The sequence below is a fragment of the Nocardia sp. NBC_01499 genome (assembly GCF_045040275.1).
Classification (GTDB): Bacteria; Actinomycetota; Actinomycetes; order Mycobacteriales; family Mycobacteriaceae; genus Nocardia.
This window is the reverse complement of sequence record NZ_CP109426.1, coordinates 6,839,809-6,864,652: the sequence shown is the minus strand read 5'-3', so window position 1 is coordinate 6,864,652 and position 24,844 is coordinate 6,839,809. Positions and strand designations below refer to the sequence as shown.

General features: G+C 62.4%; 21 protein-coding genes. 15 read left to right on the top strand and 6 right to left on the bottom strand.

Annotated features, from left to right (window positions below; all coding sequences use genetic code 11):
- Positions 1–84: 84 nt before the first annotated feature.
- The 8 genes from OG203_RS31390 to istB all read left to right on the top strand — a co-directional run bounded on the left by OG203_RS31390 (position 85) and on the right by istB (position 9,586).
- Positions 85–1,884: an ABC transporter ATP-binding protein gene (locus tag OG203_RS31390; protein ID WP_405160838.1), complete on the top strand. Its 1,800-nt coding sequence runs from the start codon at positions 85–87 to the stop codon at positions 1,882–1,884.
- The gene (locus tag OG203_RS31385; RefSeq protein WP_405160837.1) at positions 1,881–3,719 is read left to right on the top strand and encodes an ABC transporter ATP-binding protein; all 1,839 of its coding nucleotides are present in this window, start codon (positions 1,881–1,883) and stop codon (positions 3,717–3,719) included. The genes OG203_RS31390 and OG203_RS31385 overlap by 4 nt, the downstream gene beginning before the upstream one ends.
- On the top strand, positions 3,719–4,456 hold the full coding sequence (locus OG203_RS31380; RefSeq protein ID WP_405168065.1) for an SDR family NAD(P)-dependent oxidoreductase: 738 nt from the start codon (positions 3,719–3,721) through the stop codon (positions 4,454–4,456). The genes OG203_RS31385 and OG203_RS31380 overlap by 1 nt, the downstream gene beginning before the upstream one ends.
- 305 nt (positions 4,457–4,761) lie before the next feature.
- A complete protein-coding gene (locus tag OG203_RS31375) occupies positions 4,762–5,379 on the top strand; it encodes a histidine phosphatase family protein (protein WP_405168064.1) in 618 nt (205 codons plus the stop codon).
- The gene (locus OG203_RS31370; RefSeq protein ID WP_405160836.1) at positions 5,312–5,758 is read left to right on the top strand and encodes a phosphotransferase; all 447 of its coding nucleotides are present in this window, start codon (positions 5,312–5,314) and stop codon (positions 5,756–5,758) included. The genes OG203_RS31375 and OG203_RS31370 overlap by 68 nt, the downstream gene beginning before the upstream one ends.
- A 133-nt stretch (positions 5,759–5,891) precedes the next feature.
- Entirely contained in the window at positions 5,892–6,749 is an 858-nt protein-coding gene (locus tag OG203_RS31365; RefSeq protein ID WP_405160835.1) for an aldo/keto reductase, read from the top strand.
- Positions 6,750–7,224: 475 nt separating this feature from the next.
- Positions 7,225–8,766, top strand: a complete 1,542-nt coding sequence (gene istA, locus OG203_RS31360; protein ID WP_405159507.1) for an IS21 family transposase — start codon at positions 7,225–7,227, stop codon at positions 8,764–8,766.
- Positions 8,767–8,830: 64 nt separating this feature from the next.
- Positions 8,831–9,586: an IS21-like element helper ATPase IstB gene (gene istB, locus OG203_RS31355; protein WP_405159506.1), complete on the top strand. Its 756-nt coding sequence runs from the start codon at positions 8,831–8,833 to the stop codon at positions 9,584–9,586.
- Between the two features lie 40 nt (positions 9,587–9,626).
- On the opposite strand, the gene OG203_RS31350 is transcribed toward istB, so the two are convergent.
- Positions 9,627–9,764, bottom strand: a complete 138-nt coding sequence (locus OG203_RS31350; RefSeq protein ID WP_405160834.1) for a hypothetical protein — start codon at positions 9,762–9,764, stop codon at positions 9,627–9,629.
- A gap of 524 nt (positions 9,765–10,288) precedes the next feature.
- Between OG203_RS31350 and OG203_RS31345 the strand changes: the two genes are divergently transcribed.
- Entirely contained in the window at positions 10,289–11,755 is a 1,467-nt protein-coding gene (locus OG203_RS31345; RefSeq protein WP_405160833.1) for a condensation domain-containing protein, read from the top strand.
- A gap of 1,471 nt (positions 11,756–13,226) precedes the next feature.
- Here the strand turns inward: OG203_RS31345 and OG203_RS31340 are convergent.
- The 5 genes from OG203_RS31340 to OG203_RS31320 all read right to left on the bottom strand — a co-directional run bounded on the left by OG203_RS31340 (position 13,227) and on the right by OG203_RS31320 (position 16,951).
- Entirely contained in the window at positions 13,227–13,496 is a 270-nt protein-coding gene (locus OG203_RS31340) for an integrase core domain-containing protein (protein WP_405168063.1), read from the bottom strand.
- Between the two features lie 181 nt (positions 13,497–13,677).
- Positions 13,678–14,709 (bottom strand): tyrosine-type recombinase/integrase, encoded by a 1,032-nt coding sequence (locus OG203_RS31335; RefSeq protein WP_405160832.1) that lies wholly within the window; start codon positions 14,707–14,709, stop codon positions 13,678–13,680.
- A complete protein-coding gene (locus tag OG203_RS31330) occupies positions 14,706–15,932 on the bottom strand; it encodes a tyrosine-type recombinase/integrase (protein WP_405160831.1) in 1,227 nt (408 codons plus the stop codon). Before OG203_RS31330 ends, OG203_RS31335 begins: the two co-directional genes overlap by 4 nt.
- 84 nt (positions 15,933–16,016) lie before the next feature.
- The gene (locus OG203_RS31325) at positions 16,017–16,658 is read right to left on the bottom strand and encodes a DDE-type integrase/transposase/recombinase (RefSeq protein WP_405160830.1); all 642 of its coding nucleotides are present in this window, start codon (positions 16,656–16,658) and stop codon (positions 16,017–16,019) included.
- Positions 16,655–16,951, bottom strand: a complete 297-nt coding sequence (locus OG203_RS31320; protein WP_405160829.1) for a transposase — start codon at positions 16,949–16,951, stop codon at positions 16,655–16,657. Before OG203_RS31320 ends, OG203_RS31325 begins: the two co-directional genes overlap by 4 nt.
- A 130-nt stretch (positions 16,952–17,081) precedes the next feature.
- Between OG203_RS31320 and OG203_RS31315 the strand changes: the two genes are divergently transcribed.
- Genes OG203_RS31315 through OG203_RS31290 form a run of 6 tightly spaced genes read left to right on the top strand, consistent with a single transcriptional unit; the run spans position 17,082 to position 24,812 of the window.
- On the top strand, positions 17,082–17,972 hold the full coding sequence (locus OG203_RS31315) for a TauD/TfdA dioxygenase family protein (RefSeq protein ID WP_405160828.1): 891 nt from the start codon (positions 17,082–17,084) through the stop codon (positions 17,970–17,972).
- Positions 17,969–18,640 (top strand): FcoT family thioesterase, encoded by a 672-nt coding sequence (locus OG203_RS31310; RefSeq protein WP_405160827.1) that lies wholly within the window; start codon positions 17,969–17,971, stop codon positions 18,638–18,640. The genes OG203_RS31315 and OG203_RS31310 overlap by 4 nt, the downstream gene beginning before the upstream one ends.
- The gene (locus OG203_RS31305) at positions 18,577–20,175 is read left to right on the top strand and encodes a long-chain-fatty-acid--CoA ligase (RefSeq protein ID WP_405160826.1); all 1,599 of its coding nucleotides are present in this window, start codon (positions 18,577–18,579) and stop codon (positions 20,173–20,175) included. Before OG203_RS31310 ends, OG203_RS31305 begins: the two co-directional genes overlap by 64 nt.
- 5 nt (positions 20,176–20,180) lie before the next feature.
- Entirely contained in the window at positions 20,181–20,420 is a 240-nt protein-coding gene (locus OG203_RS31300) for a phosphopantetheine-binding protein (protein ID WP_405160825.1), read from the top strand.
- Positions 20,387–22,210: a condensation domain-containing protein gene (locus OG203_RS31295; protein WP_405160824.1), complete on the top strand. Its 1,824-nt coding sequence runs from the start codon at positions 20,387–20,389 to the stop codon at positions 22,208–22,210. The genes OG203_RS31300 and OG203_RS31295 overlap by 34 nt, the downstream gene beginning before the upstream one ends.
- The gene (locus OG203_RS31290) at positions 22,155–24,812 is read left to right on the top strand and encodes a thioester reductase domain-containing protein (RefSeq protein ID WP_405160823.1); all 2,658 of its coding nucleotides are present in this window, start codon (positions 22,155–22,157) and stop codon (positions 24,810–24,812) included. The genes OG203_RS31295 and OG203_RS31290 overlap by 56 nt, the downstream gene beginning before the upstream one ends.
- Positions 24,813–24,844: the final 32 nt, after the last annotated feature.

Sequence of the window (24,844 nt, the reverse complement as noted above, 5' to 3'; positions counted from 1 at the left end):
TAACGTGGATGCACCATGACAAACACCCGTTCCGCCGAAGTTAGCCGACTGTCGAATGCCGTTGCACTCCCTCGGGATCGGGTCATGCTGCTTGCTGAACTGCGCCACGGCGGCCCGGTGGCGGTCGGAACCCTTGTAACCGTGCAGCTGGCGAGCAGCTCTGTGCCAGCGCTGACAGCGCTGGCGATGGAGAATCTGGTCAGTCGTCTGCTCAGCGGTGTGTCGACGGTGTCGGCCTTCTTGATGCTCGGTGCGGTCGTCCTGGTCGGACGGCTTGCCCAAACCATGTCGACGCCGACGAACTATCTGGTGACGCAACGCATCGACGCCGCTCGTCGAGCCGCACTGACCGGACTCGCGGCATCGAGCGCGGAGATCGGAATGCTGGAGCAGCCTCGGGTGCACGAGCTGCTCCGGGTTGCTCGCGCCGATCCGGAGTTCTGGGCCGAACGCACGCCTGGACAGGGGGCGACCGCTCAGCTCGACCTCATCATCCGGTGGGTTGGCGTGCTGCTCTCCGCCACGGTCCTGGCTGGCTTCGCCTGGTGGCTCGCTCCCTTGGTGATCGTCCCGGCGCTGGTGAGCCGCTCTATATGGCGGCGGCAGTTCATAGACCACATCGAAATCGAGCGAGCCGGTGTTCTCGCCGGGATAGCGGCGGACCAGTGGCGGCGGTTGGCGGTGGAGTGGACGGACGGCAAGGAGAGCCGCACCTTCGGGTTGCAGGACTGGGCGGTCGACCGTTGGAGAGAACAGCAGACGGTCATGCTGTCGCCGAAATGGAGCGCCGGTCTGCGCAGCGCGCTGGAGCAGTGGAAAATCGCTGCGGTTGTCGGTCCGCCGTTGATCACGGCGTTCGCGTTGATCGCGTGGCAGGCTGGTGAGCCCGGCGGGAGTGTGGCGGCCGCGGCCGCGGTGCTGGGCGCAGGGTGGGCGATCCTCAACCTGCTCGGCTTCGCTGACGCTCTCGAGATCGAAGGCGCTATCCCGGGCTGCAGGGCTTACGCGGACTTGCGTGCTGAGCTGGCCACAGCGGAGCACACCACCCGAGAATCGCTCTCGGAGCAGCCGGAGAACCGTGCAGCGCCGTTGGTGCGGTTCGAGGGAGTCTCGTTCGGCTATTCCGATTCGACACCCGTGGTGCTCGACCAGTTGGAACTTGAGATCCGGCCCGGCGAGCTGCTGGCGATCGTGGGTCTTAACGGCGCAGGCAAGTCTACTCTCATCAAACTGCTGGCTGGCCTGTACAAGCCGACTGCAGGGCGGATCACGGTGGACGGCGCTGACCTTGCGCACATCGACCGGCGGCAGTGGTATCGCCAGATCTCTATCGTGTTCCAGGATTTCGTCCGCTACCACCTGTCGGTGCTGGACAACGTCGCGCTCGGGTACGCGGCCGTGCCGGTGGACCGGGAGCGAGTCGAGTGTGCTGCCGCCGAGTCTGGACTGAACCGGATCGTGGCCGAACTGCCTCAGGGTTGGGACACGCCACTGGCCCGGTCTCGCACCGGTGGCACCGATTTGTCCGGCGGCGAGTGGCAGCAGGTCGTGTTGACCCGGGCCATATACGCGCTTCAGAGCGGCGCTCGTCTGCTGGTGCTGGACGAGCCAACAGCCCACCTCGACGTCGAATCGGAGTTCGAGGTGTTCCATCAACTGACCAGGCACAAGCGACATGCCGGGGTCGTGCTGATCTCGCATCGCCTGTCCACCGTGCGATTGGCGGACCGGATCGTCCTGCTCGACGGTGGCCGGATCGTGGAGTCCGGTGACCACGCCGAGCTGATGGAGCTCCACGGTATGTACGCCGAGCTCTTTACCACCCAAGCTGAACGGTTCAACCAGAGATTCGACGACCGCTTTGACGAGGGAGAAACGTTGTGACTCGCTACCTGCGCCTGTGGGGCGAGATACTCGGCATCTCGTGGCGTAACGCGCGCGGACTGACCGCCACGGTGTTTGCCACCGAGATCGGCTTGGTCGCCGCCAACGTCGGTATCGCGCTTGCGATGCGCTCCGCAGTGAACGACCTGGTCGCTCGGCATGTTGCAGCGGCCGTCGTGGCGGCGGCTGTCGCGGCTTCAGCGTGCACCTTGGCGCTCGTGCTCAACCGATTGCACGGACTCGTCGGGCTCTTCCTGGTCGTAGAGAAGGTTAGCGTGGTCATCGAAGACCGGCTGATGCGTGATATCGCCAAGCTGACGACGATCGAGCACCTGGAGCGCACCGACTACCTCGACCGGATCACCGTGCTCCGGGGGGCTCCGCGGCGGATTGTCGGCGGGATGTGGGCCGCAGTGCGTGCGTGTTTCACCATTCTCCAACTCGTTCTGACATTGCTGTTGCTCGGGACGGTCAGTCCCTGGCTCGTGATGCTGCTCGTCCTCGCGGTGGTTCCGTTGTGGTGTGACCGCAAGGGGCGTGAGCTGGAGAGCCGTGCCGAGACGGACACTGCCGAAGCGTTCCGGCTCCAGCGGCACCTGTTCGACATTGCCACCGATGCCGGTGCGGGGAAGGAGATCCGGACCGCGCAAGCGGGCGGAGTGGTGGCACGACTGCAAGCGGCGGCGATGAAAGATGCCACCGCTGGCCGATACACCTCCCGAGTACAGGCGGCCTGGTTACGTGCCTTGGGATGGACGGTGTTCGTTGTGGGTTTCACCGGATCGCTCGGTGTGGTGGCGCATCTGGCCAGTTCCGGTGCCGCGACTGCAGGCGATGTCGTCCTCGTCGTGACGCTCACCATCGCCTTGCAGCAGACAGTGCAGACAGCCGTGGGCCAGCTCACCACGACGATGGCCGCAGGCACCTTTCTGGAACCCTATCTGTGGCTCAGGTCGTACCTGGCAGCTGAGCAGCAGGTGCGATTCGGCGACAGGCTGCCTCCGGAGCGGTTGCAGACCGGAATCCGGTTCGAGCATGTCAGTTTCACCTATTCCGGTACCGACAAGCTCGTGCTGAACGATGTTAGCGTGCTGCTGCCCGCCAGCAGCGTGGTTGCGCTCGTCGGCGAGTTCGGCTCCGGCAAGTCGACACTTGTCAAGCTGCTCAGCAAGTTCTACGAACCCGTGTCCGGTGCCATCACCGTCGACGGCGTCGACCTATGCGACCTGAGGACCGAGGACTGGCGCCGCCGCACCAGCGCCGCCTATCAGGACTTCGGCCGGTACCCCCAGATGACCCTCGCTGAGGCGGTAGGGCTGGGTGACCTCGCCCATCTCGCCGACGAGGAGGCGCTGTCCCGGGCGATCAGCACAGCCGACGCCGAAGGTTTCGTCCGACGGCTACCCGAGGGAACGGCAACTCGCCTGTCTCCGATCTATGGTGGGGTCGAGCCGTCCGAGGGCCAGTGGCAGAAGACCGCGCTCGCACGTTCCAGCATGCGAACGGATCCGCTGCTGTTCATACTCGACGAGCCCACCGCGTCCCTCGACGCCCCTAGCGAGCACGCCATCTTCCAGAAGTATATGCAGCGTGCGCGCCGACTAGCAGAGCGGAATGGCGCGATCACACTGGTGGTATCGCACCGGTTGTCCACCGTCGTCGACGCTGATCTGGTGCTCGTGTTGGAACATGGACAGCTCGTCGAACAGGGCACTCACGAGCAACTCCTCGCAGCCAGCGGCAGGTACAGCAAACTGCACCGGTTGCAGGCTAATGCGTACAGCTTGCGTCCGGGTTTCATCCCACTCACCGGCGCGCACGCGGCGGCGCAGTGATGCCGCCGTTGCCGCCCCCATCTAGGGCCCGACGGTGTGCGTTGGTGACCGGGGTTTCACGCGGGTTCGGGTGGCACACCTGTCACGCGCTCAAGGCAGCCGGTTATCGCGTATTGGGAGTGGGCATGGCTCCCTCTCCGCAGAACGATGCACTTGACGACTACCAGGCGGTCGATCTGCGGGAGCCTGTCGCAGCCGACCTCTTCGCATCCGAAGAGGTCGACGTGCTCATCAACAATGCGGGTGTTTACCTCGACGACCCACGTAAAGGATACGGAGATCTGTTCGCGCTTCGCCTTGAGGACTTGAGAAATACCTTTGAGGTCAATCTCTTTGGCGCCGTACAAATGGTTCTCAGATACGCACCTCAGATGATCGCACGGACATCAGGCCGGATCGTGTGTGTCTCGTCCGGGATGGGCAGGCTCCAAGACGCCGACGGAGCGTCGTTCGCTTATCGTTCATCGAAGCTGGCAGTCAACTCCATGGCCCTGACGGTAGGTCGCCACTTTGAGTCCAGTCCTGGCGATCTTTCGGCCTTCTCCTACTGTCCGGGGTGGATTCGCACCGAGATGGGTATGGAATGCGCTCCTCATGATCCGGAGTCCGCAGCGGCTGACCTGGTCCGCTTGCTGGAGCTTTCCGCTGCTCAGTCCAACGGCAAATTTTTCCGTCGACTCAACGAATTAGGGTGGGACACCCGCAGCCCGACCGCGCGCAGTGGACCGGACTACTGACGGGTCGAGCGACGTCAATCAGCTCCAGGGTCAGATAGTCGGGGACTGACCATGCACGCAGAAAACTAGAAGCCGTAGTAGCCTATATCTGTTTCAATATAATCCAGGGTGGATGGTGTTGTATAGCTGTTTAGTAAAGCATTGCCTTAGTGGGTATCCGCGGTCGAGGTTCGCGATATGCTGTGCCCTCGGCAACCGGTCCGGATTTGGTCCGGTACCGATCGACGAATGTGTATGAATGATGCCCGGCCAGCGCGGCAAACTCCTGATCAAGAAGGAACTTACAAGTGCGAACTGTCTACGTCATCGCGCACCCGGAGTCGACCCACCACGTCGACGGACTGGTGGGTGGGTGGTACGACTCGCAGCTCACCACTGCGGGTTCACGCGCTGCGGCTTCGATTGCCCAGGCGCTGCGGGCAAAGATCCCCGAGCAGGCCGACGTGGAGTTGTTCTCATCGGATCTGCAACGCGCTTCGCAGGCCGCTACCGTCATAGGTGATGTGCTAGAAGTGAAGCCGGTCCTCGATCGAAGGTTGCGCGAGAAGTCCTACGGCGAGGCCGAAGGGAAGCCTCAGGAATGGCTGAACCAGCGGTTCGTACCCCCGCCTGCTGTTGGGGTGCGGATGCGACACGATGAAGGCGTGTCGGGATCGGAGACCATTGCCGCATTCGCGCACCGGGTCTATGCAGCAATGGACGCGATCGGGCAGAGTGCCTGCGAACATCAGATCATCGTGACCCACGGCGGTGCAATCACATTCGCCGTGGCATCGTGGGCTAGGTTGCCGGTCGAATCACTCGACTACGTCCGATTCCAAGCCGCTTCTGGAAGCATCACCGAACTCCGGGAGGATGACTATTTCCACAACCGGCAGGTCGTCAGCCTTGGCGACACCCGCCACCTCGTCGCGGAACCGTGATCGAGGAATAGCCTTCCAGGGCGTCTACCTACGCATGTGGTCCGGGACTCGTCCATCGAGCCTCGAGGGCAACTTCTGCGGCGTGGTCGACTTCGGCGACATGTGCGCAGGGGACCCGGCCTGTGACCTGGCTGCCTGCTGGATGCTGCTGCCCAACGGGGTCATCGACCGTTTCTATCAGAGCTACTCGCCAGCTGCTGACGCAGCGACCCAACGCCGCGCTCGCGGTTGGACGGTATGGAAGGCACTCGCCGGCCTACTCATCGGCGATAACGGAATCCACGGCCGCCCAGGTGGAAATGCTACGTGGGCACCGTCGGCAGGCGCAGCCTTGCAAAGCCTCAGTGCGACTCGACTCGAGGGCGTTCGTATCGAGTGAGCTGCGGGTCGATCATGAGGCGCGCGGCGGAACGCGAGGAGCGGAACCGGCTCCGGAAGCGGATCACCGAGCTTGCGCCGTTTCGGAGTCGGCTGGAATCGGCCGATTCGCCCTTTTACCGATTAGGAAACCCGTGCAGTACGTCACCCTCAACAACGGCATCGACATGCCGATGCTCGGTCTCGGCGTCTACCAGATCCCGCCCGAGCAGACCGAACAAGCCGTCACCGATGCCCTGACCGCCGGCTACCGACTACTCGACACTGCAGCCATCTACGACAACGAGGAGGCTGTCGGCCGTGCCATCAAGGCCAGCGGCATTCCACGCGAGGAACTGTTCGTCACCACCAAGCTGTGGGTCCAGGACCCGGGCGAGGACAACACCAAGCGCGCGTTCGACACCTCACTGCGCAAGCTCGGCCTGGACCACCTCGACCTCTACCTCATCCATCAGCCCTACGGCGACGTCTACAGCGAGTGGCGCGCGATGCAGGACCTCCATCGCGAGGGCCAAATCCGTGCTATAGGGGTCTCCAACTTCTTCCCGGATCGGCTCATCGATCTGATCGACAACAACGACATCGTGCCCGCCGTCAACCAGATCGAGACCCACCCGTTCTACCAGCGCTCCGCCGACCAGCAGTTCATGCACGAGCACGGCGTCCAGATCGGGTCCTGGGCCCCTCTCGCCGTCGGCCGGAACGACCTCTTCGCACACCCGGCTCTCACCCCCCTCGCCGAGGCTCACGACAAGTCCGTCGCCCAGATCGTCCTGCGCTGGCTCATTCAGCGCGAGGTCGTCGTCATCCCCAAGTCCGTACGCCCGGACCGCATGATCGAGAACCTCGATATCTTCGACTTCACCCTCACCGAAGAGGAGATGACCGCCATCACTGCCCTCGACACCGAAACGTCCCTGTTCCTCGACCATCGCGATCCCGCGATAGTCAGCGAGTTCGGAAGGTTCCGCGTCGAGAACGGGACTGTCTGATTTGTTTCGGACAGTCCGCCGGAACCGATGACGGCATCCGCTCACTGGAGTTCCGCACCGCTAGGTTCGGCAACACCGATCTCGACGAGAGCTTGACGATGGCCTTCACCGCCGGATGGGCGCTGCACGAACTGCCCCGCCGCCATGTCCCGCCACCGACACCGAAACCATCCAGACCGCCGCGAACCTGGCCAGCCGACTGCTGGAACGCGTCGCGGTCGCCACCTGCGGTCGCGACCGCGACGGCCGTGTCCGAGCGTGTCGTGTCAGCCGTCAAGTAATTCCCCCAGGTGAGGGGTAGTTCCGTCACGGAATTCCCCCACTGTCCGTCACTCAATTCCTCCACCGGCCGTCACGTAATTCCCCCACCTGGCGGTGTGTCGCCGGTCGGCGTGTCTCGCACACATGTTCGCTTGTCCTCGACGGTTGTTCCGGCGAGGAGAGCGAGAAAGAGATGGCGAGGAGGAGTTTCTCGATGTTCGATCTTGTCGAGCTCTACACCCACTGGCAGGCCGGTCGCGGACAACGCGAACTGGCGGCATCGCTGGGGATCGACCGGAAAACGATCCGGAAGTACGTCGCGCCAGCGGTTGCCGCTGGCATAACACCGGGCGCGAGCCCACCCCTTTCTGCTGAGCAGTGGGCCGAGCGAGTCGCGGAATGGTTTCCCGCACTGCATGATCCGGGCGCGCGGGCAGTGACATGGTCGTTGATCGACCCGCACGCTGAGCGGATCAAGTCCTGGCTGGGTCACCGTGTCACGGTCGCCACGATCGCGCAACGCTTACGCGACGACCACGGGGTGGACGTATCGGAATCATCTGTACGCCGTTGGATAGCAACACATTTCGCTGACGAGGCCGCCCGGGCCAAAGTGACGGTGATGCGCCCGCCGGTGCCACCGGGCAGCGAAGCCCAGATCGATTACGGCCGGCTCGGGTCGTGGTTCGATCCGACCTCGGGGCGGCGGGTGACGGTGCAGGCGTTCGTGATGGTGCTCTCGTGCTCGCGGATGCCGTTCCTGCAACCGGTGCTGTCGATGGATCAAACATCGTGGTGCGCTTCCCATGTCGCGGCATTCGAGTTCTTCGGCGGAGTCCCCGCCCGGCTCGTGATCGACAACCTACGCACCGGCGTCGACAAACCCGATCTCTACGACCCGAAACTCAACCGCACCTACGCCGAACTCGCCGTCCACTACCAGACGTTGATCGACCCGGCTCGGGTCCGCAAACCGAAGGATAAACCACGCGTCGAACGTCAAATGCAGTACATTCGCGATTCCTTCTGGCGTGGAAGGGAATTCAGCACCCTGGCCCAGATGCAAGGTGAAGCCATCCGGTGGTGCTGCGACGTCGCGGGGTTGCGGAATTCGCGGGCGCTCGACGGTGGGCAACCGTTGCCGGTGTTCGAAGCGACAGAACGCGACGCGCTGATGCCATTGCCGGCGGCGCCGTTCGTGTTGTCGGTGTGGTCGACCGGGAAAGTCGGGCTCGACACCCACATCAAGATCGGGAAAGCGTTGTATTCGGTGCCGTGGCGGCTGATCGGGCAAACCCTGCACGCCCGCACCAGCGGTGACATCGTGCAGATCTTCCGCGACCAGCACGTCGTCGCGACCCATGTCCGCCGCCTGGCGGGGCGGGCGACGAATATGGAGCACTATCCGCCCGAGACCATCGCGTTCCACCTGCAAGGCCCGACCTGGTGCCGCAAGATCGCCATCGATGTCGGCCCGGCTTGCGAGCTGGTGATCGGTGATCTGTTGTCACCCAACGCGATCCACCATCTACGCGCCGCGCAAGGCATCCTTCGGCTACGCGAGAAATACGGTCTCGACCGCCTCGAAGCGGCCTGCTCACGCGCGATCGAGGTCGGCGACCCGTCCTACCGCACCGTCAAAGGCATCCTCGCGGTCGGCACCGAGACCGAAGACCCATTCGGCGGCACCGCTACCAGCGATATCGCCGAGGTCCCGGCGTTCCTGCGCGGTCCCGACCAGTTCGCCAATAACTGACCCGCCCGCCACCCGGCCAACAATTCTTTCCTAATTCTTCACTCCAGCAAGGAAATACACACTCATGTCCATCAGCGACCCCGCCCTGCGCGATGTTCTACGCGCGCTGAAACTCACCGGCATGCTCGACACTCTCGACGCCCGCCTGGCCCAAACCCGCGACGGGAAACTCGGGCACCTCGAGTTCCTGCAGGTCCTCTGCGAAGACGAGATCGCCCGCCGCGAAACCAATGCCCTGACAAGGAGGATCCGGCGAGCGAAGTTCGAAGAACAAGCCACTTTCGAGGACTTCGACTTCGCCGCGAACCCGAAACTCCCCTCGGCGATGATCCGCGACCTGGCCGCGCTGCGCTGGCTCGATTCCGGGGAATCGGTCATCCTCTACGGCCCGGTCGGAGTCGGGAAAACCCATGTCGCACAAGCACTGGGCCATGCCGTCGCCCGCCGCGGCGGTGACGTCCGCTTCGCGAAGACCAGTCGCGTTCTGGCTGATCTGGCCGGTGGTCACGCGGATCGGTCCTGGGGCAAAAGGATTCGTGAATACACTCGCCCGCACGTGTTGATCCTCGACGACTTCGCGATGCGCGAGCACACCGCCCTGCACGCCGATGACCTCTACGAGTTGATCAGCGAACGCGCGCTCAGCGCCAAGCCGCTGATCTTGACCAGCAACCGCGCTCCGAAGGACTGGTATGCCCTGTTCCCGAACCCGGTCGTCGCCGAAAGCCTGCTCGACAGACTGATCAACACCAGCCATCAGGTCTTGATGGACGGACCCTCGTTCCGGCCCCGCAAACGGCCAGGCCGACCCGCCAGCTGACCACCTCGAAGCGGCTCGCTACGCTCGCAGCGAGGCACGTCTACTGGAGGAATTCCGTGACGGCAGCCTGGGGGAATTGCCTGACGGTCGACAGTCGTGCATGATTTTCTGTACCGGTTTCGAGGAAGCCGAAGAACATCACCCTCAGCGTGGTCGTCAGGTGCAGCGCGTCGTACATGAAGATCCACATGCCCTGCGACCTGACACTTGTCGCGATGAGTGCTGCCAGGAGCGTGCCCGCCGTCTCAGCCTGCCAACCGCGGTGGCGCGCGCAGCCGATGAGCCGACGGCTGCACCCGCAGGAAAGCCTTTCTCTTAGGCTGGAAACGTTGGCGCGATCGGAGAATTAGAGCGGTGTTAGATCCTGCTTAGACTTCGGTTAGTAAATGGTTTGTTTGGTTTCCGCCGTGTCCGGGCTCGATAGTCTGATTCGCATCGATTCAATATGTCGACCGAGATGCGGGTGATGAGATAATCCTGCGATGATGTATAGTTTTCTAGTTCTCTATCCGTAGTTCGTGACATGCGGTGCAGGGGCAAGTTTGATGAATGTGGGCGGCGACGTAAACCCTGACCGGTGGGTGGGTGGAGGCCTAAGCGCGGTTAACTTTCGAGCTTCTCGCCAGACATTTGCTCACGAGGACGCCGCCTTCACATTGGCGAACGTCGTCGGCAACCTGGAAGGATTGTAGTGATTTTGTAATGGGCGATATTTCAAGTATCGATGAATGCATTGTAAACCAACCCTCCATAACCACTGATGTGGTAATTAAGACTGCTCCCGCCACTCTCTGCCAACAGAGTCAGTGGTATGAACAGAGACTGTTTCCTCCTGCTTACTGGCCACACTGGAACGTTTCGTATATTTGGTATCCAAGTGAAGGTGTCCAGCGGAACCGGGCAATTGAGGCTATCTCCAATCTGGTCAATCGCCATGAGGGGCTGAGAACGACACTTCACGAGGGGAGACTCGGCGTGTTGACTCAACGAATCCACAAGTATCGCCAACCCGATGTCTTCGAAGTTGCTTCAGGTTCTTCTGAGGAAAGTTATTTGATCGATCGTCTCAACTCGGCCGGATTCGACCTTGAGCGTGATTATCCGATACGTTTCGGGATTGTGACTAGCGACGACAGGTCGGTTCGAGCAATTCACTGTGTTGGAAACCATATTGTGATCGATAATTGGACGCTCCGAATCCTTAAATTTGAGTTCCAGCATTTGCTGTCAGATGGAGCAGCGGCATCAGATGGAAATCGCGCTCAGGACATCTGGCAACCCAGCGATATCGCAAATATCGAGTGCTCGCCGGAGGGGGCGGGCCGGTCTGCCCGCGCGATATCCTACTGGAAGCGTCAACTCCAAGAGAGTCCCTCATCGTTGCTACCTGGCCTAGACACCGACATCACTGCGCGGATGGCGGACTGGCGCGAGCGGCATCTGATGGGCGTGATGCTGGAGTCGCCTTCGCTGTACAAGGCGGCAACGATACTTGCAGATTCGACTGGAATGTCAGTACAGGCATTTATGCTGTCTTCCTATGTGGCACTTCTTGCACGGTATTTTGGCCTTGATTCAATTCCGCTGAAGGTAATGGTCTCCAACCGGTTTGACAGGAGAACACACGATACGATTACCTGCCTTGCCCAGCCGGTCCTCGTCAACTGCCGAGTAGCTCAAGACCGATCCTTGTTAGGGTTGGCCCGGGATTGTTACTCGACTCTTCTAAAGAGTTACCGACATGGAAGCTACAATAGCGAGAAGATTGATCAACTGGTCATCGAGGAAAGTAGAGAACGGGAGGTTCCTGTCTATATTGAGCGCCTGTTTGATGTCGTCTGGGGCGGTACCGATGAGGCAACGACCGATCACCCGGTCGACGTCTCTGAGCTCGATATCGGATCTTCCGAGATGGAGATTGTGGGCGAATGTGTCGATCGGGGTCCAGAGCAATCATTGCGAGTGCGGGGTTATAATGGGCGATGCCGCGTGACATTGTGGGCCGACAGTGAGTGCATTCCGGAACCAGACATGCGGAGACTCTTATTTGGAATTGAGTCTATTGTCGTTGGCGCATATCTAGATAACGCGATCGATGATTCCGAGTGGCTGAGTGAAAGAATTATGAATTTTCCGAGTCGATTATCTTTGTCTGGCAATAGTGAATGAAGCTCAAGCTTAATAGTGCAGGTCCGATGCTCTGCAGCTAACGACGTTAGATGACGCTTCACGAAATGTGTCTATGGCCATCAATTGTTTCGGCGTCGAAACGACGTCGTCTACCGCTAAATGCAAAGAGGCTACATCTGCAGCTGCAGGTCAGCATTTCGGTTTCGTAGTACTCCGGTGAGGGAGTCCGCGTCCGCAGCCCTGGATTCGGCCGTCTCACAGCTCGTAGGAGTGACCGCCCAGGAGTTGGTCATGTTTGAAAGGCTTCAAGTTATCGGCGACGGTGAGCTCGAATCACTCCCCAAGTCACGCCGAATATTTCGAACGATGGTCTAGCATTGGATCGATGACTGGGATCTCCTGGTCGGCGTTGGCGGGGATGATGCTCGCTGAATCAGTGAGTGTCATCAGCGTTCCTGGTCGATGTCTAGTACATTCGACGATGTGGCGGACGTGTTGAGCCATTTGTCGGACACCAACGGTTCCAGCGTGTCCCATCCTAATTCATTGAGCCGCCGGAAGAATCTGCCGTTGGACTGCGCAGCGGGAAAATTTCAACTGCCGGATCAGGTCGGCCGCTGAGGTCTCGGGTTCATGACGGGCGGATTCCGTAACCAACTCGGTGCGAATCCACCCTGGGCGGTAGGAGAATTCGAACAAGTCCTCAGGATGGGATGCGAAAGTGGCAAGCTGCCGCAAGGACTATGGAATTGAGTGCTAGCTTCGATGAACGATAGGCGAACGACGCTCCGTCGGCGACTCGAAGCCTGCCATCTCGGACGAGACAAATAACTATCCGGCCCGATACCTGTGCGGTTATACCGACATGCGATCATCTGAGGCGCATATCTGAGAAACATCTGTGCGGCGCCCAGCGCCGCAGCTGCCACACGCTCACCAGGCTTCCCGGCCTGCCACACAACCAGCGCGAATGCCGTGATCAGCGGTGGACCGACGACCGCGGCGACTTTCCACTGTTCCAACACGCTTTGCACGCCAGCGCTCCACTTCGGTGACAACATGGCCATCAGTTGCTGTCTCCAGCGGTTGACTGGCCAGTCTTGCAAGCTGAAGGCGCGGCTCGCTTACTACCTGTCCACTCGACAGCCAACCGTCGCCAGTGGTCCGCTGCTATTCCTGCGAGGACACCGGCTCGCTCGATTTCGATGTACTCCATGGAACTGCCGCCTCCAAATAGAGCGGATCACCTGCGTTGTGACGATAAACCAGCAGGGTGAGTCACCATGCGAAACTGGCCAGGATCGCAGTGGAGCCGAGCGCGGCGACCCAATTGTGACAAGAGCTCCGACTGCTAACGGGCCACAGTGGCGCAGCTCAGCAATCAGCATTCGACTGGCGGCTGACCTCAGCCGAACGGATGTTTTGTCATGGTGTATCCACGTTAACGCGCAGAGAGATAACCGTATATGACGGGGCTTGTTGTCAATCCCCTCGAAGCGTGGAGGTTCCTTTATGCGGCCTCGTCTCGTGACCAGGTCGCAGCGGCCGCCGCGCGGACGGCGGCCATATGGATTTCGTAGTTGATCGGTGACAGCCCGCCGCACAACGAGTGCCGGCGGACTGGGTTGTAGAAGCCGGTAATCCAGGTGACAATCTTCAGTCTCGCTTCGGCGCGGGTGCGGAACCGGTGCCGGTGCACGAACTCGACTTTCAGCGTGGAGTTGAACGCCTCGGCGGGGCTGTTGTCCAGGGCCGATCCCACCCGGCCCATGGACTGCACCACACCCACAGCCCGGCAGAGCCGGTTGAACGCCGCAGCCGTGTATTCGCTGCCCCTATCCGTATTAAGCCGAATTCGGCTTAATACAGATTATGCCGAGGTTTTCGTTAAGCCGAGGAAGCGGTGTTGGTGCTGGTGGGCTGTGTGTTTCTGTCGGGTTCCTCGGCTTATCGATTCGGGGTTATCGCAGGCTGTGGAGGGCTTTCAGGGTGTCGTCGGTCAGGGGCGCTCCGGGAGGGATGGCGGTGGCGGAGTTGATGGCGGTGCGCATCATGTCGATGGTGGCGAATGCGTAGAAGGTGGCGGTGGTCGAGGCGTTTTCGTGGCCGAGGAGCCGCATGATGATCGGCAGTGGGATGCCGTGTTGGTAGAGGTCCATGGCCTTGGTTTTGCGCAGCATGTGGCAGTGGATTCTGGCTGGGACTGTGGGGCAGGTTTTTCGGGCGGTCGACGCGGCCTGTGTGAGGACGGCGGCGACGGTGTCGGCCGACAGGGCGGCGGGTTGCCCGCCGCGGAGGCTGTAGAACACCGGACGCGTTGCGGGCTGGCGGGCCGTGTTCGGGTGGAACTCGGTCAGGTAGACGCGCAGGTGCTCGATCGTCTTGTCGGTCAGGGGCACGATTCGTCTCTTGTCGCGTTTCCCTGTGAGGGTGAGGTGGCCGGGTTTGGTCAGCGACAGGTCAGCGAGGGTGAGGGCGGTGATTTCGCCGACCCGGGCGGCGGTGTCGTAGAGCAGGATCAGCAGCATTCGGTTGCGACGTGATTTGCCGGTGCGCCCGGCGTGCGCGGCCAGGACGGCCCGGATCTCGTCTTCGGTGAGGTATTCGATCGGCTTTCTCGGTGCGGCAGGAGCTTTGAGGGTTCGTGCCGCTTGGCTCAGCGCCATGAGACTGACGTCCTCGGCGGCGGCGTAGGCCAGAAACGTTTTGATGGCGCTGATCCGCAGGCCGATAGTTCGCGCGGAGTACTGCTTGTCGTCGGCGAGCCAGGCCATCCATGCTGTCAGGCGTGGTCGGTCGAAGTGGTCGAATCCGACCTGGGTGTGGTCGATGTGTTCGTGGTCGGCAAGGAAGGTGAGCAAGCATTCCAGGCTGATCCGGTAGGCCTCGACCGTTTTCGGTGAGAGCCTGCGGATCGTGGGCATGTAGGTGTGCAGGAAGCCACGCGCGAACGTGTAGAACTCCGGTGCGCCGGTGGTGGTGTCGTGTTTCATTCGAATCCGGCCTCCGGCAGCAGCGACCCGGTATCAGCGGTGATGTGTGAGTAGGCGTTCATGAAGCCAGGCGAGGTCATGTACTGCTTGGTCGATTCCTCGCTGGCGTGACCCAGCACCGCGGCGATGGTCGGCAACGGCGTCGCGGCCCGCAGCATTCGCGAGGCGGCGTTGTGCCGAAGAAGGCGGGTTCCGCCCTTGGCGTCGGTCACCCCGGCAGCGGTAAACACCGTCGCGGTCACCCGGTGGATCGCCGCGTGATCACCAAGGCGAACATGCGGCGCCACCCGGCGCACGAACAGGTGATCGCCGTCTGTGTCGGGCCGCTCGTGCAGGACATAGTCGGCCAGCGTCGAGGCCACAACGTCGATCATCGGCACCGTCAGTGGGTTGGCCGTCTTTTGCTGCACCAGCGAGATCGTCCGGCTTCGCCAGTCGATATCGCCGAGTCGCAGCCCGACGATGTCGCAGGCCCGCAACCCGGTCGACAGTGCCAGCAAGGTGATCGCGGCATCGCGAGCACACACCACACCGGACGCGCACGCGGCGATGATCCGCCGATGATCGCCTTCACCGAGAACCGGCACGATCGGATGAGATCGCCTCACCCCGGCCAGACTGACCGCATCGACCAGATCCACCCGGCCCGTGAACACCAGGAACGGGCGGAAATTCGACACCACCCAAAACAGCGAGGCCTTCGCCCACCGCGGCGACAACGAACCCAGGAACCCCACCACCGTGCCACCGTCGGCATCATCGAGATCGAGGATTCGGCTCGACTCGAGGAAGCACAGGTAGCCGCGGGCTACCCGCCCATAGGCCTCGCGCGTGGCCACCGCCAATCCGCGGTCGGCCATGTCCGTCTCCCACGAAACATCAAGCGCCACAAACCGGCCGGAGGTCGGCCGCGGGCCGCCCCCGCCGCGCTGACGCACCGCCAGGTCGACCCGCCCGGTCGTCACGTAGGAGTCGAACACAGCCACCAGCCGCCGATAGTCGAACCGGCGCTGCGCGCTGAACCGTCCCGTGCGCGGGCTGGTCGTCATCGACGCGAACCCCGCACCCAACGCCGGGGTGTAAACCTCCACACCACGCCGCTTCGCGTGCTCGGTGAGCGCCTTGATGCTCTTGCCGTACTGGCCGATCGTCGACTCCATGTAGCCGGCCGAACGCAGCTCGGCCACAACAACCGCGCCGATCCCGGTGATCGTCGTATCCATCGCCGTCTCCTTCCCATAGGGGGCGTGAACACGACAAACGCTAGCCAGACCACCAATCGTTAAACCGAAAAACTCTCCAGAACATCAAGGGGCACAAACACACTCAGGTTTCCTCGGCTTAACGAAAACCTCGGCACAATCGGAGTGGAAAATCACTCCATCGATATCGCCGCCACGAGTGGCGACTGCCATTCGCAGTGCGGCACAAGTCAATTCAGCGTCATGATGAGCGCTGGTGGCGTATCCGAGCAGGCGGCCCGAGAACCGCTCTTCCACCGACGCCAGATACAGTTTCCCCTCCTCGGTCGGTATTTCGGTGACGTCCCCGCACCACAGCACGTCCCGGGCCACGGCGGTGAATTGCCGGCGCACCAGATCTGGCGCCACGGGGCGTATCCCGGGCCTGGTGCACCCGCGTCTGTGTTTGACTTTCCGTGCCGCCCAGTTGTTTTCGGCCATGATCGCCGCGATGGTGTTATCGGACACCTGCCAGCCGTTGTCCCGCAACTCGTCGCCGATGCGGGGACTGCCATAGGTGTTGCCGGAGAATTCGAAGATCACCCGGATCGCCTCGGTCAGCTCCTCACGCCGCTGCTGCCGCGGTGTCGGCGGCCGGTCGTGCCACTTGTAGAACCACGACTCACTCACGTCCATGGCGCGGCAGGCCACAGCATGCGGGACGCCGTGTTCGGTCCTCTGGGAGGCGATGAACCGGGCCACGCTCACTTGGTCGCCTCCTTCACCCACAGGACCACTGATCGCTTGAGCACATCGCGCTCCATCGCCAGCTCGGCGTTCTCGCGCCGCAACCGCAGCAACTCCTCACGCTCGGACTCGCTCAACCGGTCACCGGCCGCGCCATCGCGCTGCTGCCGATCCCGCGCCACCCACGTAGTCAGCGTTCCCTCGTTCACTCCCAGCTCACGGGCGACCTGCGCTACCGGCCGCCCGGTCTCCCGCACGATCCGGACCGCTCCCTCACGGAAGTCCGCATCGAACTTGCGTCTCTTCTCCGCCATCTGGCCTTTCCTCTATGGTCCGGCCTCCACGATATGAGGGGAATCGCATTGTCCCGGAACTGGGACATTGACCACGGAAGCGAGTAGCTAGATCGTATGGGTGTCTAACGAACTAACTTAGATAGTCGGGATGGTCATGCAAGCAACCCAATCAGCAGCGGTGCGGATCAGCGCACAGGGAGCGTTCGGCGTCGTCGTCGAGGGGTTCGACCCCACTTCGTCCGCACACGTGGTCGAGGTCAGGCGCGCCGTGTATCGCGAACGGATCGCGGTCGTCAAAGGGCTGGATCTGGATCCGCACCAATTTGTAGCGCTGGGACGGCTTTTCGGCGAACCGAAACCCTACTACGAGCCGATCTATCACCACCCGGACGTCGCCGAGGTCTTCGTCTCGTCGAACCTCGACACCGGTGAACAACACATCGGTGTGCCCAAGACTGGGAAATTCTGGCATTCGGACTATCAGTTCATGCCACGCCCGTTCGACCTCACCCTTATTCACCCCCGGTTGGTGCCCTCGCGCGATCGCGGCACATTCTTCATTGATCTGGTACGTGAGTACCAGGCGCTCGATCCGGCCCTACAGCGAGCATTGAAGGGCACCACCGCGACACACAGCGTGCACCGCTATTTCAAGATCCGGCCGCACGATGTCTACAGACCGATCTCGGAGGTGCTTGACGATATCGCCACGACGACTCCGCCGGTGAACCTGCCCACCGTGCATGCGCATCCGCACACCGGCGAGCCGGTGGCCTACGTCAGCGAGGGATTCACCACCGGCATTACCGACGCCGATGGTGTCGAGCGCCCCGACTTACTTCACGAGCTACTCAGCGCCACTGGACAACTCGATAGCACCTTCGAGCATCCGGCGATCCGACTGCAGACCTACGACAAGGGCGACCTGCTGATCTGGGACAACCGCAGCTTGGTGCACCGGGCATTGCATTCGGCTAGTGATGAGCCAACGGTTTCGCACAGGGTCACTGTGTATGACGATGGAGGTCGTTCAGCATGAGCAACGAGACCGGAGGCGGTAGCTGGCGCGACCACAGACAGCCGTGCGAAGTTCGTCATGAACCCGGTGTGCCCACCGAAATCGTCCCGATGGCCGCCGAATTCGTGTCGGTGAGCGAGTCCTCACTAGTGACACGCGAGCACTTCCCACACGACGAGCAGTTGATGGCCGACGTGCTGCGCTGTTACAAGCCTCACTGTCGCTATCTGCGCAGGCTGGCGGTTGACACCGAAGGGCTGCGCGTGACCGGCACCGGGATGTTCGAGATCCCGGAATCCTGTTACATCGATGCCACTGGTCATCTAAATGCGGTCGAGATGAACATCTGTTATAACCAGATCATGTACCAGACCTTCGCGGTCTTGGTGCGGCACGAGGTGGGTCAGTACTTCGGTACGTGGACCATGGACGATTACTGGGAACGGCAATTGCCCGACATCCTCATCACGCGTTTTAACAGCACCTTTCACAGGCCGATCCACCCTCTCCGATTCCACGGGGAATTCACGCTTTCCGCTGTCGAGGAACGCTTCCGCAGCGATGATAGGGCCCCCTTCACAGCGCTGGACACCACCTTCCGATGCTGGGACGACCTGGGAGGGCAGTGTGCGGCGAGTGTGCGGCTGGCCATCGTATCCCCTCGGAGACGGCTGGAGCCGGTGACGTGACGCAGTCGACCATTACCTCGATGTTGGACGATCATGCGAGCAACCGTCCTGCTATCACGGCAATCGTCTGCGCCGGAATTGAACTCGACTACGCCACACTGCGCGCCGACAGCATCCGAATCGCTAACGGGTTGGCAGGCGCCGGTGTGACTACCGGCGTTCGGGTCGCCTATCTGGGCAAAGAATCGGTCGACTACTACCGGCTGGTGTTCGCCTGTGCTCGGCTCGGCGCGGTGCTGGTCCCGATCAACTTCCGCTTGGCCCCACCTGAGGTCGAGCACATCGTGCAGGATTCGGGCAGCACGCTGGTGTTGGTAGATGCCGAGACTGCCGACGTTGCGTGTTCCGCAGCACTGACGCAACGCATTTTGCGGATCGACGACACCGAATTCGTTGCTTGGCTCGGCTGCCCTGCCGAGCCAAGCACGCACGAAACACCATCCGGCCGTGCGGATCCGATGGTTCAGCTCTACACCAGCGGAACCACCGGACTGCCCAAGGGGGTGGTGCTCGCGCAGCACAGCTTCTTTGCCATCACAGACGCGCTCGCCGAGCATGGACTGGACTGGATCGACTTCCGTGTGGGCGATCGCAGCCTTATCGGCATTCCGGGTTTCCACGTTGGCGGAATCTGGTGGGCGATGCAGGGATTCGCGGCAGGCATCACCAATGTAGCGATGCCGCGATTTGACAGCAGAGACGCGGTGCGGCTGATCGAAGACACCGGAATCACTATCGTGTGCTTGGTGCCGTCGATGCTGCGGCTGCTCATCGACGAGCCACACGTCACTGCCGATACCTTCAGTTCACTACGCAAAGTCGTCTACGGCGGATCACCTATCTCCGAAACCCTGCTCCGCGAGGCAATGATGCTGTGCGGCGCCGAGTTCGCTCAGATCTACGGGCTCACCGAGACTGGTAACACCGCGATTTGCCTTCCGCCTGCCGATCATAAGTCGGGCAACTTGCGGCTCGCGGCGGCGGGCCGTCCTTATCCGGGAGTGACCGCGAAGATCATCGATGCGATGGGCAGACCACGGCCCAACGGCGAGGTGGGCGAGATCTGCCTGCACACGCCGGCGGCCATGCTCGGCTATTGGAACCTTCCCGACGCCACCGCACGAACACTGGTGGACGGCTGGATTCACACCGGCGACGCGGGCTTTCTCGATGACGAGGGGTACATCTATATCCGGGATCGCTTCAAAGACATGATCATTGTCGGTGGCGAGAATATCTATCCCACTGAGATCGAGCGCATCCTCGCGGAACATCCTGCCGTCGCGGATTCGGCTGTGATCGGCGTACCCGACGATGTGCTGGGCGAATTGGCGTACGCATTCGTCGCGTGCAGACCCGATCATCAGGTTCGCGCCCGCGAGCTGGTTCTGTTCTGCCGAGACCGCTTGGCACTGTTCAAGATTCCGGCCCGCTTCGAATTCGTCGACTCTATTCCACGCAATCCGAGCGGCAAGATCCTGCGTCGACAGCTGCGCGCGCGGTCGTGGGGCGACAGGGAAAGACAGGTCAACTGAATAACATGACCGGCACACTAACCTATGACGTCATCCGCACCCTAGTCGCCGAGTCGCTCTACCTGACATCGGACGAACTCGGCGATACCGACGACCTCTTTGCGGCTGGGCTAGACTCAGTGCGGTTGATCGGCCTGCTCACGCATTGGAAAACCTACGGTGTCGTAGTAGGTTTCGCCGATCTCGCCGAACGCCCTACGCTGCGGGACTGGTGGTTGCTGCTTATGTCACGGCCTACATCGTGACTGACAGCCTGAAGCGCCGCTCGGCGCCCCGCGGCAAACTTATCGGCATACCACTGACGGCGGCCCAGCTAGGCGTGTGGCTCGCCCAGCAGCTCGTTTCGGGCTCGGCAGTATTCAATATCGCCGAATACATGGATATTTCAGGGCCGCTCCAACTGGATGCGCTGGTCACTTCCATCCGGTCCGCTGTCGCCGAGGTGCCTGCGCTGAATGTGCGCTTTCGCGAGGACGAGGACGGGCCGCGGCAGTACACCGCCCCACTGGACTGGGACGTCGAGGTTGTTGACCTGGCAGACGATGCCGATCCGCTGGGCACGGCACTGGCCGCCATGGCCGATGAGGTTGAGCAGCCGCGTGATCTATTGACGGGAACATTGTTTGCGCACATCGTGTTCCGGCTAAGCGAGAGCCGCACCCTTTGGTACCACCGGGTGCATCACATCTTGCTCGACGGGTACGGAATGGCACTGCTCGCGCATCGAGTAGCCGATCGGTATACAGCGGCGGTCGCCAGTGTCGCACCCGCACCGGTCGCGTTCGGGTCGTGGTATGAGGTGATGGAGGCCGACGCGGAGTACTCCGGGTCCGCAGAGCAGGCCAGTGATCGCGCCTTCTGGATGGACTACTACCGCGGTCGTCCGGCGCCTGTGGCTCTGTCCGGCACCGCCGGAAGCGCTATCCCAGCGCGGGGACTGCGCGAATCCGCCCGGATACCGACCGATCTCGGCGTGCTGTTGCGCCGTACCGCCGAGGCCGCCCGCACCACGTGGACCGATGTGTTCTATGCGGCCGTCGCAGCCTACGTTCACCGCATCACTGGCGTTGACGAAGTCTGCCTGGCGCTGCCAGTGATGCTGCGCACCGGAACCCCCGCTCTGCGCGTTCCATGTATGACGCTCAACGGGATCCCGATGTGGACCGATTTGAGCGGGGCGCCTGCGCTGACGGACCTCGCTCAGCAGGTGGCTCGCCACCTGGTGCGAAGTCGGCGCCACCATCGCTACCGTGCCGAACACATCCGCCGTGATCTCGGGCTGGTTGGCAGTGATCGCCGCATGTATGGGCCGTCGGTGAATATCATGCTGTTCGACTACGACCTGCGGCTGGCCGATTGCACCAGCACCGCGCACAACGTGGCTGCGGGCATGCTCGATGACATCGTGTTCAACATCTACGACCGCGGCGACGGCACCGACGCCCTGCTCTGCCTCGACGGCCACCCAGACTCTTGTACCGCTGCCGAACTCGCTACGCACCTGCAGCGTTTCCTCGGCTTCCTGCGCACTGCGCTGGAGCGACCACATAAGCCAGTCTGGGACGCTGAGCTGTTCTTGCCCGGTGAACGCGCACTGTTGCTCGCTGCGGGCCGCGGCGCCGAGAATATCTGGCCGCACGAGACGATCGCTGAGATCTTTGCCGAGCGGATCAGACAAACTCCGCATGCGCCGGCACTGACCGCGACCACCATCGACCGCAGGCAGGTAACCCTGACTTTCGCCGAGATCGGCACGCACACAGCGGCTCTCAGCGGCCTGCTGCAATCCACCGGCGTGCGGCCCGGGTCGGTCGTTGCGGTCCTGCTGCCGCGGACGGTCGAGGCGGTAAGCGTAGTGTTCGCGATCCTCGACTGCGGCGCAACCTACGTCCCGCTCGAGGCCACTCAGCCCGCTGAGCGGATCGCTCTGCTGCTCGACGGGTTGGACGAACGCGCAGCCGTCGTTACTGTGCGCGCTGATGCACTCGATACCGAAGCGCTGGCACGACAACCTGACGGTCTTGGACGCCATTGACCCTCAGGCGCCGAGCCTGCCGCGTTTCGCCAGCATCCACCCCGACCAGGTCGCGTGGCTGATCCATACCTCAGGCACCACCGGCAGGCCGAAGCCAGTAGCGATCACCCATCGCAGCGCGGTGAATCTGTTCCATCACCATAGGATGCACCTGATCGAGCCCGCCGTGGCAGCGCACGGTGGCCGTCGGATGCGCGCGGCACTTACCGCGTCGATGTCGTTCGACACCTCGTGGGAGGGGCTGCTGTGGCTGCTGGCCGGGCACGAACTGCACCTCATCGATGACCGGCTGCGTCGCGACACCAACGAATTGCTGGCCTACATACGTGAGCAGCGCATCGACTTCCTCGACATCACACCGACTTTCGCCAGGGAATTGCATAACGCAGGACTGTTCGTCGAGCCGCAGCATCCGACGGTCATTGCCGTCGGCGGAGAGGCGATCGATGCGGCGCTGTGGACTGCACTGCGCGAGCAGCCGGGCGTTGCAGTCTACAACCTGTATGGCCCGACCGAATGCACGGTCGACGCCAGCTGGGCCAATGGCGATCGCACCCAGGCGCCCTCGATCGGCGTCCCAGTGACCAACGGGCGCTGCTATGTGCTCGATCGGACGCTGCGGCCGGTGCCTCCAGGAGTGGCCGGGGAGCTATATGTGGGTGGAACACCAGTGGGGCAGGGGTATTCGGGACATTCGTCGGCGACGGCGAGCCGTTTCGTCGCCGACCCGTTCGGCGTTCCCGGCACGCGCCTGTACCGGACCGGCGATCTTGTCCGCTGGACCACGCGCGGCGACCTGGACTATATCGGCCGCGTCGACAGCCAGATGTCGTTACGTGGCTACCGCATAGAGGTTGGCGAGGTAGAAACCACGCTCATCGCCCATCCTCGGGTCGCCGCCGCCGCCGTTCGCATGCACGGCGAGGTACTGGTGGCCTATGTGGTTGCGCACAGTGTGGTCATGGGTGCCGACGTGCCGCAGCCTGCCGCATTGCGCGCCCACGCCGCCGCATTTCTGCCCGACTACATGGTTCCCTCCGTATTCGTCTTCCTGGACCGTCTACCCTCGACCGTCAGCGGCAAGCTTGATCGTGGTGCGCTTCCCGCGCCACCGCCCGCGCTGGTCTCGGTGCGACCCGCCCGCACCGACTCCGAACGCACTCTTGCGCGCCTGTTCGCTGATGCACTAGAGCTGCCCGTCGTCGGGGTTGATGACGATTTCTTCGCTCTCGGCGGGCATTCGCTGCGCGCGGCGCGCGTGCTGAGCGGGATCCGGCAGGCCTTCGGCGTGCGGCTGGACCTGCGCGCGATCTTCGGCAACCCGACGATCGCCGGACTTTCAACGTTCCTCGACGCCGGCGAGTACAGCGGTGAATCAGGTAGTACCAATACCGATATCGCATCCGACATCGCACTTCCCGACGCGATCCAGGCAGGTCGCGCCCGACCCGCGCGGCCCCGTCCGCGCACTCTGCTGCTCACCGGCGCCACCGGGTTTCTTGGTGTCTTCCTACTTGCGGCCCTGATCGAACGCACCGACCTACACATCCACTGTCTGGTCCGTGCCGCCGACGACGCCGCAGCGCTCAAGCGGCTACGCGGCGCGCTCAAGGCACACCGTCTTGACACCGCCGCACTGCACTCCCGGATCACCGCCGTCGCAGGCGATCTTGGCAGTCCGCTACTGGGGACGTCGGCGCTGCGCTATCGGGAATTGTCAGAAACCGTCGACGTCATCGTGCACAACGGCGCCTGGGTCCACCACTTCGAAACCTACGATCGGCTGTATCAGGCCAATGTCCGTGGCACCGAACGTATTCTGCAGCTGGCCACCACCGGTGTGTTAAAGCCTGTGTTTTTCGTGTCCAGCTGCGACAGCGCCTATGCCGTCGACGGCAATCCGCCGATCGTGCCCGAGGGCCGGCGAGTATCCGCGACGTCGCTGGTGCCCAACGGTTATGTTCGCAGCAAGTGGGTGTCGGAGGGATTGGTGTTGCTCGCGGCGGAGCGCGGTGTGCCAGTCTCGGTGTATCGCCCCAGCCGGATCGGCTGCCATTCGGTGACCGGTAGTACCAGTCGCGACGATGCGTTCTGGAATCTGATCAGGGCCATGATCATCACTGGCGCCGCGCCAAGGGACCTGTACGACTGCGGTACGGTCGACCTGGTTCCGGTGGAATGGGTCGCCGCCGCCATCGCTCACCTCGTCACCCGGAAGCCCGTGGGGCACACGTATCACCTGACCAGCCCGCGCCCTCTGGCGTTCAGGGAGGTGATCGAGCAGCTGCGCGCACGCGGCTATCGGATCGCCACATTGTCAAGCCCACAGTGGCAGGCCCGCCTAACTGAGCTGGAGGATCGAGCTGCAGCCGACGGCGACCACACCCTCACCATTGCCCGCACCCACGCTGCCAATCTCGGACAACCGAGCACTCCGATCGTGTTTGACCGTACCAACATCCGGACCGCACTCGCCGATTCGCCGCTCCCACCGGCGGATTCCACCAACACCCTGCCCGCAGGGATCGATTTTCTCATCACGACCGGCTTCTTTCCTCGCCCCCCCAATCGCCATCTCATCGAAGGAAAACCTGTCTCGTGAAATGCGCTTTCGCCACGCTGGCCGTTGTCACA

Excerpts from the sequence above, each read along its gene's own strand:
- OG203_RS31350 (WP_405160834.1), bottom strand. The coding sequence starts at position 9,764 with ATGTACGACGCGCTGCACCTGACGACCACGCTGAGGGTGATGTTCTTC.
- OG203_RS31290 (WP_405160823.1), top strand. The coding sequence starts at position 22,155 with ATGCACTCGATACCGAAGCGCTGGCACGACAACCTGACGGTCTTGGAC.
- OG203_RS31320 (WP_405160829.1), bottom strand. The coding sequence starts at position 16,951 with ATGGCGGAGAAGAGACGCAAGTTCGATGCGGACTTCCGTGAGGGAGCG.
- OG203_RS31380 (WP_405168065.1), top strand. The coding sequence starts at position 3,719 with ATGCCGCCGTTGCCGCCCCCATCTAGGGCCCGACGGTGTGCGTTGGTG.
- istB (WP_405159506.1), top strand. The coding sequence starts at position 8,831 with ATGTCCATCAGCGACCCCGCCCTGCGCGATGTTCTACGCGCGCTGAAA.
- OG203_RS31310 (WP_405160827.1), top strand. The coding sequence starts at position 17,969 with ATGAGCAACGAGACCGGAGGCGGTAGCTGGCGCGACCACAGACAGCCG.
- OG203_RS31330 (WP_405160831.1), bottom strand. The coding sequence starts at position 15,932 with ATGGATACGACGATCACCGGGATCGGCGCGGTTGTTGTGGCCGAGCTG.
- OG203_RS31300 (WP_405160825.1), top strand. The coding sequence starts at position 20,181 with ATGACCGGCACACTAACCTATGACGTCATCCGCACCCTAGTCGCCGAG.
- OG203_RS31345 (WP_405160833.1), top strand. The coding sequence starts at position 10,289 with ATGGGCGATATTTCAAGTATCGATGAATGCATTGTAAACCAACCCTCC.
- OG203_RS31390 (WP_405160838.1), top strand. The coding sequence starts at position 85 with ATGCTGCTTGCTGAACTGCGCCACGGCGGCCCGGTGGCGGTCGGAACC.
- istA (WP_405159507.1), top strand. The coding sequence starts at position 7,225 with ATGTTCGATCTTGTCGAGCTCTACACCCACTGGCAGGCCGGTCGCGGA.
- OG203_RS31370 (WP_405160836.1), top strand. The coding sequence starts at position 5,312 with ATGACTATTTCCACAACCGGCAGGTCGTCAGCCTTGGCGACACCCGCC.
- OG203_RS31315 (WP_405160828.1), top strand. The coding sequence starts at position 17,082 with ATGGTCATGCAAGCAACCCAATCAGCAGCGGTGCGGATCAGCGCACAG.
- OG203_RS31335 (WP_405160832.1), bottom strand. The coding sequence starts at position 14,709 with ATGAAACACGACACCACCACCGGCGCACCGGAGTTCTACACGTTCGCG.